Origin of the sequence: Streptomyces sp. PA03-1a (assembly GCF_033792805.1) — a bacterium.
Classification (GTDB): domain Bacteria; phylum Actinomycetota; class Actinomycetes; order Streptomycetales; family Streptomycetaceae; genus Actinacidiphila.
On record NZ_JARAVO010000008.1, the window covers coordinates 1 to 12,170 of the forward strand.

Below are 12,170 nucleotides of genomic sequence, written 5' to 3' on the forward strand. Positions count from 1 at the left end.
CCCCCGCCCTGCCCGCCAACGCGGACGGCCTGGAGCAGACGTTCCAGCCGGCGTTCGACTACGACACGGACGGCTGCTACCCCACCCCCGCCATCGGCCCCGACGGCACCATCAACCCGGGCCTCAACCCCACCGGCGCCCTGAACGGCAACTGCCGCGACCAGTCCGACCTGGACAACACCAACGGCTACGCCCGCTACAAGTGCAACAACGGCTGGTGCGCCATCATCTACGGCCTCTACTTCGAGAAGGACCAGGCCATACCCGGCATCAGCCTCGGCGGCCACCGCAACGACTGGGAGCACGTCGTGGTCTGGGTGAAGGACGACCAGGCCCAGTACGTGTCCACGTCGGCGCACGGCAACTTCAACATCTACGGCCGCGACCAGATCCGCTGGGACGGGACCCACCCCAAGGTCGTCTACCACAAGGACGGCGCGGGCACGCACTGCTTCCGTCCCGCCAACACCAACGACGAGCCGCCGGAGAACCACTACCACGGCTGGCAGTTCCCCGACCTGATCGGCTGGAACGGCTACCCCGCGGGCCTGCGCGACAAGCTGAGCCAGGCCGACTTCGGCAGCGCGGTCTTCGGCCTGAAGGACGGCAACTTCAACGGCCACCTGGCCAAGGCCAAGCCGGCGGGCATCCCGTTCGACCCGAACGCCTGACGCGTGCGCCGGGACGGGGCGGCGCACCGCCCCGCCCCGTCCCGGGCACGGCCGTGTCAGACGGCGTCCAGCTCCGCGATCTCCTCGGCGGTGAGCACGAGTTCCACCGCGGCCACCGAGTCGCGGATGGTCTCCGGCCGGCTGGAGCCGGGGATCGGGATCACGTAGGGGGACTTGGCGAGCATCCACGCCAGGCACACGCGCTGCGGGCTGACCCCGTGGGCCTGCGCGACCCGGGCGAACGGCGCGTAGGACGAGCCGAGTTCGCCTGCCTGGGAGATGCCGCCGAGCGGGCTCCACGGCAGGAAGGCGATGCCGAGCTCGTGGCACAGTTCGAGCTCCGGCTCGCTGGAGCGGAAGGCCGGGGAGAACTGGTTCTGCACGGAGACCAGCCGGCCGCCCAGGATCTCGTCCGCCTGCCGGATCTGCTCCGGGTCCGCGTTGGAGACGCCGGCCATGCGGATCTTGCCCTCGTCGAGCAGGTCGCGCACCGCGCCGACGGACTCGGCGTACGGGACCTTGGGGTCGGGGCGGTGGAACTGGTACAGGCCGATGGCCTCCACGCCCAGCCGGCGCAGCGAGTCCTCGCAGGCCCGCTTGATGTGCTCGGGCGAGCCGTCGAGGGTCCAGCGGCCGTCGCCGGGGCGCAGGTGGCCGCCCTTGGTGGCGACCAGGACGTCGGAGCCGCGTCCGTGGGACGCCAGCGCCTTGGCGATCAGGGTCTCGTTGTGGCCGACCTCGTCGGCCCCCAGGTGGTAGGCGTCCGCCGTGTCGATCAGCGTGACACCGGCGTCGAGCGCCGCGTGGATGGTGTCGATGGACCGCGCCTCGTCCGGCCGGCCCTCGATCGACATGGGCATGCCGCCCAGGCCGATCGCGCTGACCTCGGTGGCGCCGATGCGGCGAGTCTCCATGTGTCCGTGGCCTTTCTCGGCTTGCGTCTCGGTCTTGCGCACTGATGGCGTGCCGGCACGGCCGGAAACGGGCCGCAGCCGTGCGGGCACGCACCCAAGCCTCGCCGGAGCTGCACCCACACGTCCAATAGAAGAAAGCGAACACATTCAGGAGCTAGGCTTCTGAATCATGGAGCTACGCCATCTGGAGTACTTCGTCGCGGTCGCGGAGGAGCACCACTTCACCCGCGCCGCCGAACGCCTCATGATCTCGCAGTCGGGTCTGTCCGCCTCCGTACGCGCGCTGGAGCAGGAGCTCGGCACGCCGCTGTTCGTGCGCAGCACCCGCAGCGTGGAGCTGACCGCGGCGGGCCGGGCCCTGCTGGACGAGGCCTGCCGCACGCTGGCGAGCGTACGGGCCGCCAAGGAGGCCGTGGCGGCCGTACAGGGCCTGATGCGCGGGGTGCTCACCATCGGCACCGAGCAGTGCCTGGCCGGCGTCGACGTGCCGGCACTGCTGGCCCGCTTCCGGGCCCAGCACCCGGGCGTGGAGGTCCGGCTGCGGCAGGCCGGGTCGGCCGCCCTGGTGCAGGACATCACCAGTGGCCGGCTGGACGTGGCGTTCACGGCCCTGAGCGGCGAGGCGCCCGAGGGAGTGCGGCTGATGCCGATCACCCGGGCCCCGATGGTCCTGCTGTGCCACCCCGGGCACCGGCTGGCCGGGGCGGACTCGGCCGGCTGGGCGGACCTCGGCGGCGAGGAGTTCGTGGACTTCCACCCCGACTGGGGCGCGCGCGGGCTCACCGACCGGGCCTTCGCCGCGAACGGGGTACCGCGCCGGGTCGCCCTGGAGGTCAACGACGTGCACAGCCTGATCGACCTGGTCCACCACGGGCTCGGGATCGCCGTCGTGCCACGGCCCATCGCCCGCAAGGAGCACGCCGCGGGACTGCGCACCGTGACGCTGGACGGCGCCGAGGACCACGTCTGGGAGGTATCGGCCGCCCTGCCCCAGGAGGACCGGGTCTCCCCCGCCGCCCGCAAACTGCTGTCCTACCTGCCGTGACGTCACCGTCCACGCCTTCGCCGGCGGCCCCGCCGTGGACCTGCGGGCACCCGCAGCCGCGCGCACACTGGTGCCGGGCGCGCGGTGCCGCGCTCCCGGCACGTACCCCCACCCCGTTCTCCGGAGGGGCATGAACAGCACGGCCCACGACCCGTACGTCCGGGTGCGCGGCGCCCGCGAGCACAACCTGCGCAACGTCGACGTCGACGTCCCGCGGGACGCGCTGGCGGTGTTCACGGGGGTCTCCGGCTCGGGCAAGTCCTCGCTGGCGTTCGGCACCATCTACGCCGAGGCGCAGCGCCGCTACTTCGAGTCCGTCGCCCCGTACGCCCGCCGGCTCATCCACCAGGTGGGCGCGCCGGCGGTCGACGACGTCCTGGGGCTGCCCCCTGCGGTCGCCCTGGAACAGCGCCGCGGGGCGCCCACCTCGCGCTCCTCCGTGGGCACGGTGACGACCCTGTCCAACACGCTGCGGATGCTCTTCTCCCGCGCGGGCCGCTACCCGCAGGGGGCGGAACCCGTGGACTCCGACGCCTTCTCCCCCAACACGGCCGCGGGCGCCTGCCCGGTCTGCCACGGGCTGGGACGGGTGCACCGGGCCACCGAGGAGCTGATGGTCCCCGATCCCTCGCTGAGCGTCCGGGAGGGCGCGATCGCCGCCTGGCCGGGCGCCTGGCACGGCAAGAACCTGCGGGACGTCACCCGCACCCTCGGGTACGACGTCGACCGGCCCTGGCGCGACCTGCCCGCGCAGGACCGGGAGTGGATCCTGTTCACCGACGAGCAGCCGGTGGTGACCGTGCACCCGGTGCGGGAGGCGGGCCGGATCCAGCGCCCGTACCAGGGCACCTTCCAGAGCGCGCGGCGCTACGTCATGCACACCTTCGCCGACTCCAAGAGCCCGGCGCTGCGCGCCCGCGCGGAGCGGTTCCTGGAGAGCTCGCTCTGCCCCGCCTGCGACGGCAGCCGGCTGCGCCCGGAGTCCCTGGCCGTCACCTTCGCCGGCCGGAGCATCGCCGAGCTCAACGCGATGCACCTCGCGCGGCTCGCCGACGTGCTGCGCCCGGCCGCCCGCGGCGCGGTGGACGACCTCCCCGAAGGCCCGGAACGGCAGATCGCCACGACGCTGTGCGCCGACCTCGTCGCGCGGATCGAGGTCGTCACCGAACTCGGCCTGGGCTACCTCAGCCTGGACCGCACGACGCCCACGCTCTCCCCCGGCGAGCTGCAACGCCTGCGCCTGGCGACCCAGTTGCGCTCCGGCCTGTTCGGTGTGGTGTACGTGCTGGACGAGCCCTCGGCCGGGCTCCACCCGGCGGACAGCGAGGCACTGCTGACGGTCCTGGTGCGGCTGCGGGAGGCCGGGAACTCGGTGTTCGTCGTCGAGCACGACATGGACGTGGTGCGCCGCGCGGACTGGATCGTCGACGTCGGACCCCTCGCGGGCGAGCGCGGCGGCCAAGTGCTGTACAGCGGCCCGGTGGACGGACTGGAGGCGGTCGCCGAGTCCGCCACCCGCCGGTTCCTGTTCGCCGCGGGACCCGATCCGGCCGCCGGCCGCACCGCACGGAAGCCGTCGTCGTGGCTGGGTCTGCGCGGCATCACCCGGCACAATCTGCGCGGCGTGGACGTCGAGCTGCCCCTCGGGGTGTTCACGGCGATCACGGGGGTGTCGGGTTCGGGCAAGTCGACGCTGGTGGGCGTACTGGCCGGGGTGCTGACGGAGCACCTGGGGCCTTCCGGCACCGCGGACGACGCGGCCGTTCGCGCGGACGCCGCCGACGGCGACGGCGACGACGAGGCCTGGGAGGGCGCCGGCGCCGGGCCGGCGTTCGGCGTCCTGGCGGACGGCCTGCAGGCGGTGGACCGGCTGGTGCGGGTGGACCAGAAGCCCATCGGCCGCACCCCGCGCTCCAACCTCGCCACCTACACCGGCCTGTTCGACGCGGTGCGCAAGCTCTTCGCGGCCACCGACGACGCGCGGCGGCACGGCTACAAGGCCGGGCGCTTCTCCTTCAACGTCGCGGGCGGCCGCTGCGAGACCTGCCAGGGCGAGGGCTTCGTCGCCGTCGAGCTGCTGTTCCTGCCCGGCACGTACGCCCCCTGCCCCACCTGCCACGGGGACCGCTACAACGAGGAGACCCTGTCGGTCCGTTACCGGGGGCGGAACGTCGCGGAGGTGCTCGGCATGAGCGTGGACGCGGCGGCGGAGTTCTTCACCGGCGTCCCCGCGGTCGCCCGCAGCCTGCGCACCCTCCAGGAGGTGGGTCTTGGCTACCTGCGGCTGGGGCAGCCGGCCACCGAGCTGTCGGGCGGCGAGGCGCAGCGGATCAAGCTCGCCTCCGAGCTGCAGCGCGGCCGCCGCGGGCACACCGTGTACCTGCTGGACGAGCCCACCACGGGCTTGCACCCGGCCGACGTGGAGCTGCTGATGCGGCAGTTGCACGAGCTGGTCGACGCCGGCCACTCGGTCTTCGTCGTCGAGCACGAGATGAGCGTCGTGGCGGGTGCCGACTGGGTCATCGACCTGGGCCCCGGCGGCGGGGACGCCGGAGGGAAGGTCGTCGCCACCGGGCGGCCCGCGGAGGTGGCCGGGGCCGGGGGCAGCCGTACGGCGCCCTACCTGGCGCGCCGGCTGACGGGCTGACCCTTCCCTCCGCGGTCCGCCCCCGGCTTCACACGGCCCGCCAGCCGCTCCAGCGCCGTACGGAGATCTCCACCACGGGCCCGGCGGGCGGACGGCCCGCGTACTGACCGTACTTGGCGGTCAGCAGGGCGACGCAGCGGGCGGCCGCTGCCGATCCGCAGGTCGGTCCGCCGGCCGGTTCTCCGACCGGGGGGAGGACGCGGGCCGTGCCGTCGGCGCGGGCCCACCACAGCAGCTCCCAGTCCTCGTCGTAGCGGTCGGCGAGCAGGCAGACCGACGGGTTGGCGTCGATGTTGGCCAGGCGTTTCAGGCGCGTGGTCCGTTTGGGTTTGTGGTCCACGGCCAGCGCGACCGTGTCGCCGTCCACGGCGAAGACCACCGGCACCAGGTGCGGCACACCGACGGCGTCGGCGGTGGCCAGGCGTGCGACGCGTGCCGCGGCGAAGCGCTCGCGTGCCTCGCCGCCCGTCAGGGCCGGCATCGGGTCCTCCCCTCGTCGGGGTCCCGCCGGGTCAGCGGAACCGGTCGGCCAGCGCGGCCAGTCCGTCCAGGTGCTCCAGGGTCTCCCGTTCGGGCAGCGTCGGCAGGTGGAGCAGCACCCGTTCGACACCGAGCCGCTGGTAGCCCTCGAGCTGCTCGGGGCCGCCGCGGACCCCGTACACCGTCACGGGCACGTCGCGCCCGGTGACCTCGCGCAGCCGCTCGATGCGCGGGCCGAGGTCGTCCGGCGCGTCACTGTTGGCGAGCCAGGCGTCGCCGAACTCGGCGACCCGGCGGAACGCGCCCTCGCCGCCGCCGACGTAGATCGGCGGATGGGGCCGCCGTACCGGCTTGGGCCAGGCGAAGACGGGGTCGAAGTCGACGAACCGGCCGTGGAACTCGGCCCTGTCCGCGGTCCACAGCTCGCGGATGGCCCGCAGCCGTTCGTCGGTGAGCAGGCCGCGCGTGGCGGGGTCGGCGCCGTGGTTCCGCATCTCCTCGCGGTTCCAGCCGACGCCGACGCCGAAGACGGCACGGCCGTCGGAGACCAGGTCGAGGGAGGCCACCTCCTTGGCCGTGTGGATCGGGTCGCGCTGCGGGATCAGCGCGATCCCGGTGCCCAGCAGCAGACGCCGGGTGACGGCGGCGATCACGGAGAGGGCGACGAAGGGGTCGAGGGTGCGGTAGTACACCTCCGGCAGCTCGCCACCCATGGGGTAGGGGCTCTCGCGCTTGACGGGGATGTGGCTGTGCTCGGCGATGAAGAGCGAGTCGAACGCCCGTTCCTCCAGGGCGGTGCCGAGCGGGGCGGGGCGGATGCCCTGGTCGGTGATGAAGGTGGAGATCCCGATGTACACGACGGCTCCGTGGGTTGCGACGAGCGGATGGCTCCTCTGTGCTGCCTACCCCGTCCGGGTGGCCGCGCGCCCACGACCACCCGGGAGGAGCATCGCGCCGGGTGTCCCTCAGCCGGCCGCCACCGGGCGCGCGGTCACCGGCGCCCGCTTGCGCCGGTGCAGTTCCACGGCGAGCGGCGCGGCGGTGAACACCGAGGACCAGGTGCCCACGGCGAGCCCGATGAGCAGGGCCAGCGCGAAGTCGGCGAGCGATCCCTCCCCCAGCACGGCGAGCTCGGCGAGGATGAACGCCGCGCCCATCCCTGTGTTCACGGTGCGGGGCACCGTCTGCAGGACCGCTGCGTTGGCGACACGCGCGAAGGGGCGCCTCCCGTCGCGCCGGGCCAGTTCCCTGACCCGGTCGAAGACGACGACGGAGTCGTTGACCGAGTACCCGACGACGGTCAGCAGGGCCGCGACGAAGACGCCGTCGACGGGCTTGCCGAGCCAGGCGAACACCCCCACCAGGACGACGACGTCGTGCACCATGGCGACCACCGCCGCCGCGCCGAACGTCCACCGGAACCGGGCGGCCAGGTAAAGGAGTTGGGCGGCCAGGGCCACGGCGAGGGCGATGACGGCGCCGCGGCGCAGCTCCTTGCCGATGCCGGGCCCGACGGACTCGTCACGGAGTTTCTCCGCCTGCCCGCCGAGACCGCTGATCGTCGCGATGACGCGGTCCTGCTCCGGCTCGGTCAGGTCCGCGGTACGCACGGTGAGACGGTCGTCGCCCGAGGTCGGCACGACGGCCCGCGGGAACGCGGCACCGCCGAGGACCTCGCGTGCGCGGTCGGCGCTCACCGGCCGGTCCGTGGCGTACTCGATGAGCCGGCCACCGGTGAACTCGACCCCGAGGTCGGCACCCCGCACCAGCACGCCGGAACCCGCAAGGACGAGGACCGCCGCCGACACGGCGAGCCAGCGCCGTGGGCGCCGCATCAGGTCGGGGTCGCGGCGGGTGATCCGTTCCCGTACGGCGCCGATGCCCGCGATGCCGGACAGGTGCGGGCGCCGTCGGACGGAGCGGCGGGTGACGGCCGTTTCGGCGAGGGACCGGGTGATCACCAGCGCGCTGAGCATCGAACTGAGGACACCGATGCCGAGGGTGACGCCGAAGCCGCGCACCGGCCCGGACCCCAGGAAGAAGAGCAGCGCGGCGGCGATGAGGGTGGTGACGTTGGTGTCCGCGACCGCGCTGAAGGCCTTCCGGAACCCGGCGGTCAGCGCGGACCCCAGGCTGGCGCGGCGCCGTGCCGCGTACTCCTCACGGGCCCGGCCCGGATGGTGCTCGCCGACGTCGAGGCGGCCCTGGAGCGCATGCGCGAGGGGCGGTACGGGATCTGTCCGCTGTGCCGGGAGCCCATCCCGCTGAACCACCTGGTGGTCGTCCCCCAGGCCCGATACTGCGGCCGCTGCCTGCATGCGCGGGGGGCCGAGTGATGAGCGCGCCGTGGCTGCCGGTGCGCCGGCAGACGGGCTTCGCCCTCGACCTGGGCAGTGCCCGCACGCGGGTCTGGGCCCTCGGCCGGGGCATGGTGCTCGACGTGCCCACGGTGACGTTCCTGGGCTCGGGCACCGTCCACCCCGTCCGCCGCGGCGTCATCGACGTCCCCGGCACCGCCCGGATGCTCGACCGGTTGCTCCGCCATCGGCTGCCCCGTCTCGGCCGCCCGCTGGTCGCGCTGACGGCGCCCGTCCTGGCGGCGTCGCCTACCGCGCGGCGGCCCGGGCCGCCGTGGAGGTCCTGCGGCCGCGCGCCGTCCTGACGGTGCCCACGGCGCGGGCGGTGGCCCTCGCGGCCCGCGAGGACCTGAACCGCCCGCTGCTCGTGGTGGACGTCGGCGCCCACCTCACGGAGACGGTCCTGCTGGTCGACGGCGCGGTGACCGACGCGCACCGCGCGGAGCTCGGCACCACCGGCCTCGACGCGGACCCCGGTGCCGCCGCACGCCTCGTCGACGCGCAGGTGGCCACCGTGGCGACCGTGCTGGAGGAGGACCGGACGGCGGCCGCGCCGGCCGCCCTGGCGCACGGCGTCCTCCTCGCCGGCGGGGGCGCACTGCGCCCCGAGGTCGTCCACCGTCTCGCGCGCCGGCTCGACGTCCCCGTCAAGGTGGTGCCGGCGCCGCACACCGCGGCGGTGCGCGGCGCGGCCGAACTCCTGGGATCCGCCCGCCTCCACCCGTCGTTCACCGGCAACGTCCGCGCGCCGGTGCCGGAGTAGGAGCCGGCGCGGTCCACCGAGTTGCACCACCGGATGCGGGGTGGTGGCCTGAAGGGGTGTCGTGCCGGGGAGGCAGGGATGGCGACAGCGTCGATGCGTACGGTCCGGCTGTCCTCCAGGGACGTCCCCGCGCTCGGCCAGGGCACCTGGTACCTCGGTGCGGACCCGGGCCGCCGCCGCGAGGAGCTCGCCGCCCTGCGGCTCGGTGTGGACCTGGGCATGTCGATCGTCGACACCGCCGAGATGTACGGCGACGGCGCGGCGGAGGAACTGGTCGGGGAGGCGATCGCGGGACGCCGTGCCGAGGTGTTCCTCGTGAGCAAGGTGCTGCCGGACCACGCCGACCGCCGTGGCGTCGTCGCGGCCTGCGAGGCGAGTCTGCGACGGCTCCGCACGGACATCCTGGACCTGTACCTGCTGCACTGGCGGGGGCGGCATCCGCTGGAGGAGACGCTGGCCGGGTTCACCGAGCTGATGGCCGCCGGAAAGATCCGCACCTGGGGGGTCAGCAACCTGGACGCCGGGGACATGGCCGAACTGGTCTCCCTCCCGGGCGGTTCGGCCGTGGCGGTGGACCAGGTGCTCTACAACCTCACCCGGCGCGGCATCGAGTGGGACCTGCTGCCCTGGTGCCGGCGCAACCGGGCCGGAGTGATGGCGTACTCCCCCGTCGAGCAGGGCAGACTGCTGCGTTCCGCACCGCTGCTGGCCGTGGCGGACGGCCTCGGCGCCACGCCCGCCCAGGTGGCGCTGGCGTGGGTGCTGGAGCAGGGCGTGGCGGCGATCCCCCGCTCGGGGCGGCCCGAGCACGTGCGCGAGAACCGCGCCGCGGCGGACCTGCGGCTCCCCGCGGAAGCGCTGGCGGCGCTGGACGCCGCGTTCCCGCCGCCCCGCGGGCCCGTGCCGCTGGAGGTGCTCTGAGGGGTGCCGTGCCCGGTCAGGGGGCCGACGGCACGGGTGCGGGTACCGGTACGGGTGCGGCGAGGAGCCGTTCGATGCCCAGGTCGAGGGCGGCTTCCAGGTGCGTGAGCGAGCCCGTCGACATCAGGATCGAGACACCGCCCTGGATGCCCGCGAGGAGGGCGGCCGCGACACGGTCGGCGTCCAGCTCCGGTGAGATCTCCCGCTGCTCCTGCATGGCCCGGATGCCGGTGGTGATCTGGGCCTGCCAGGAGGCGAGGAGTTCCCTGGTGACGGCCTGCGCGCCGGGCGTGGCGGGGCTCAGCTGCGAGATGAGCGTGCCGAGCGGGCACTGCTGCCCCTGCCGCCGGTAGCGGTCGACCACCGCGTCCCGCCAGTCGTACCAGGCCTGCCAGGAGGTGAGCGCGCCGAGGTGCGGCTGCTGGTCGGCCAGGACCCGGCCGGCCTCGTGCCGGGCCACGGCGAGCAGCAGCTCCTCCTTGCCGCCGGGGAAGTAGTGGAAGAGCTGGCTCTTGCTGGTGGCCGTGCGGGCGCGGATGTCGTCCAGGGTGGTCTCGACCGCGCCTCGCTCGCGGATCTCCTCCGCGGCCCCCTCGACGATGCGCTGCCGGGTGGCGGCGCCCTTGGCCGTCAGTCGTGCTGCCATGCCTCCATCCTGCCACTTTCTGGACTTGCAGGTCCAATTTCCGGGTGGCACCTTGGCCGTTCCCAGCCGGTTCACGGAGAAAGGTGCGGAAACATGACCCAGCGACTCACCGGGCGGACGGCCCTGGTCACCGGTTCCACCACGGGCCTCGGCGCCGCCATCGCGGCGGCCCTGGCCGCCGAGGGCGCGTTCGTCGTCGTCAGCGGACGCGACGCGGCCCGCGGTGCCGACGTCGTGGCACGCATAGAGAAGGACGGCGGCTCGGCGGCGTTCGTCGGCGCCGACCTGTCGGGCGGCGCCGACGCGGTCGGCCGCCTCGCCACCGACGCGCTCGCGGCGGCCGGCGGCCGGATCGACGTCCTCGTCAACAACGCGGCGCTCCTGCTCACACCGACGCCCACCGCCGAGGTCCCGCAGGAGACCGTCGACCAGGCCCTGGCGGTGAGCGTGCGGTCGGTGTTCCTCCTCACCGGCCTGCTGGCGCCGCCCATGGCCGAGCGCGGCCACGGCGCCGTGGTCAACCTGGGGTCCATCAACGGCATGCGGGGCATGGCGCATTCGGCGCTCTACAGCATGACCAAGGCGGCCGTGCACTCGCTCACCATGTCGTGGGCCGCGGAGTACGGACCGCACGGGGTCCGGGTCAACACCGTGGCCCCCGGTCCCACCCTGACGGAGAAGGTCGCGGCGATGGAGGAGCACCTGACCCCGATCATCGCGCGCATGCCCGCGCGCCGCGCCGGCGACCCGGCGGAGGTGGCATCGGCCGTCGTGTTCCTGGCGAGCGACGAGGCCTCGCAGATCCACGGCGCCACGCTCACCGTCGACGGCGGGTTCACCGCGGTGTAGCGACCGGCCGCCGACGGGTGACCGCGTCCGGTGCTTGCCACAATGAGGGCATGACCAGCGCCGGTCGCTATGGTGAGCGCTTCTTCCGCCCGGAGGACGCCGGCGAGGGCGACCGCATCGACCTCGCCGCCGCCACGTACGACGACACCACCCTCGCCCGCCTGCGACAGCTCGGGGCCGGCCCCGGGTGGCGCTGCCTGGACGTCGGCGCCGGCACGGGCACGGTGGCGCGCAGACTGCTGCGCGAGGCCGCGGTCAGCGAGGTGCTCGCGGTCGACCGGGACGTACGGTTCCTGGCGGCGCGTCCGACGCCGGGCCTCACGGTGCGGCAGGCGGACGTCACCGTGGACGACCTCCCGCCGGGGCGGTTCGACCTCGTCCACGCGCGGTTCGTGCTGATGCACCTGCCGTCGCCGGAGCGGATGATCGCCACGCTCGGCGGCCTGCTCGCCCCCGGCGGCGTCCTGGTGGTCTGCGACGCCGTGGACCTGACCACCGCCGCCGCCCCCGGCACCCCGTACACGCTGGCCATGCGGGCGATGTGGCGGGGGCTGCGCGACACCGTCGGCACCGACGTCTCACGGGTGCCGCGCTACCCCGGGATGCTCAGGGCGGCCGGGCTCCGGTCGGTCGCGGCGGAGATCCACGTTCCGCCGCTTCTGCCCGGCAGCACGATCAGCCGGTTCTGGGCGGAGACCTGGCACCGGACCCGGTCCACCATGATCGCCACCGGTCTCGTCGACGACATCCTCGTCGACGAGGCCCTGCGCTACCTGGACTCCCCCCAGTGCGCAGACCTGTCCCCCGGCATGCTCACGGCCTGGGGCCGGTCGCCGCCCTAGGCGTGCCGCCGGGCACCGGCCGACGGCGTGACGCC

General features: G+C 74.2%; 10 protein-coding genes and 2 pseudogenes. 7 read left to right on the plus strand and 5 right to left on the minus strand.

The genetic code is table 11. The annotated features are described in order from the left end of the window. Positions 1-671: NPP1 family protein (locus tag PV341_RS02985; RefSeq protein WP_500356607.1), on the plus strand; the 671-nt coding region annotated here is incomplete at its 5' end. A gap of 56 nt (positions 672-727) precedes the next feature. Here the strand turns inward: PV341_RS02985 and PV341_RS02990 are convergent. Then, on the minus strand, positions 728-1,585 hold the full coding sequence (locus tag PV341_RS02990; RefSeq protein WP_499515961.1) for an aldo/keto reductase: 858 nt from the start codon (positions 1,583-1,585) through the stop codon (positions 728-730). 169 nt (positions 1,586-1,754) lie between these two features. Between PV341_RS02990 and PV341_RS02995 the strand changes: the two genes are divergently transcribed. Then, on the plus strand, positions 1,755-2,630 hold the full coding sequence (locus tag PV341_RS02995; RefSeq protein ID WP_500356608.1) for a LysR family transcriptional regulator: 876 nt from the start codon (positions 1,755-1,757) through the stop codon (positions 2,628-2,630). A gap of 130 nt (positions 2,631-2,760) precedes the next feature. Then, positions 2,761-5,277, plus strand: a complete 2,517-nt coding sequence (locus PV341_RS03000; RefSeq protein WP_500356610.1) for an excinuclease ABC subunit UvrA — start codon at positions 2,761-2,763, stop codon at positions 5,275-5,277. Positions 5,278-5,305: 28 nt separating this feature from the next. Here the strand turns inward: PV341_RS03000 and PV341_RS03005 are convergent, their stop codons facing one another. From PV341_RS03005 to secF, 3 genes and pseudogenes are all read right to left on the minus strand, one after another. After that, entirely contained in the window at positions 5,306-5,758 is a 453-nt protein-coding gene (locus PV341_RS03005) for a TIGR03668 family PPOX class F420-dependent oxidoreductase (protein ID WP_500324837.1), read from the minus strand. A 31-nt stretch (positions 5,759-5,789) separates the two neighbouring features. After that, a complete protein-coding gene (locus PV341_RS03010) occupies positions 5,790-6,614 on the minus strand; it encodes an LLM class F420-dependent oxidoreductase (protein ID WP_500324835.1) in 825 nt (274 codons plus the stop codon). Positions 6,615-6,722: 108 nt separating this feature from the next. Next, positions 6,723-7,928 (minus strand): annotated as a pseudogene (secF, locus tag PV341_RS03015) (protein translocase subunit SecF); the annotation flags it as partial. Positions 7,929-8,092: 164 nt separating this feature from the next. On the opposite strand from secF, the pseudogene PV341_RS03020 reads away from it, so the two are divergent. After that, positions 8,093-8,877: pseudogene (locus PV341_RS03020) on the plus strand (hypothetical protein). A gap of 78 nt (positions 8,878-8,955) precedes the next feature. Next, positions 8,956-9,798: an aldo/keto reductase gene (locus tag PV341_RS03025; RefSeq protein WP_500324831.1), complete on the plus strand. Its 843-nt coding sequence runs from the start codon at positions 8,956-8,958 to the stop codon at positions 9,796-9,798. A gap of 16 nt (positions 9,799-9,814) precedes the next feature. Here the strand turns inward: PV341_RS03025 and PV341_RS03030 are convergent, their stop codons facing one another. Continuing rightward, the gene (locus tag PV341_RS03030; protein ID WP_500324830.1) at positions 9,815-10,444 is read right to left on the minus strand and encodes a TetR/AcrR family transcriptional regulator; all 630 of its coding nucleotides are present in this window, start codon (positions 10,442-10,444) and stop codon (positions 9,815-9,817) included. A gap of 93 nt (positions 10,445-10,537) precedes the next feature. On the opposite strand from PV341_RS03030, the gene PV341_RS03035 reads away from it, so the two are divergent. Both PV341_RS03035 and PV341_RS03040 read left to right on the plus strand, forming a co-directional pair. Continuing rightward, positions 10,538-11,293, plus strand: coding sequence for an SDR family NAD(P)-dependent oxidoreductase (locus tag PV341_RS03035; RefSeq protein ID WP_500324828.1), 756 nt, complete (start codon positions 10,538-10,540; stop codon positions 11,291-11,293). A gap of 50 nt (positions 11,294-11,343) precedes the next feature. Then, positions 11,344-12,135, plus strand: a complete 792-nt coding sequence (locus PV341_RS03040) for a class I SAM-dependent methyltransferase (RefSeq protein WP_500324827.1) — start codon at positions 11,344-11,346, stop codon at positions 12,133-12,135. The last annotated feature ends 35 nt before the right edge of the window (positions 12,136-12,170 follow it).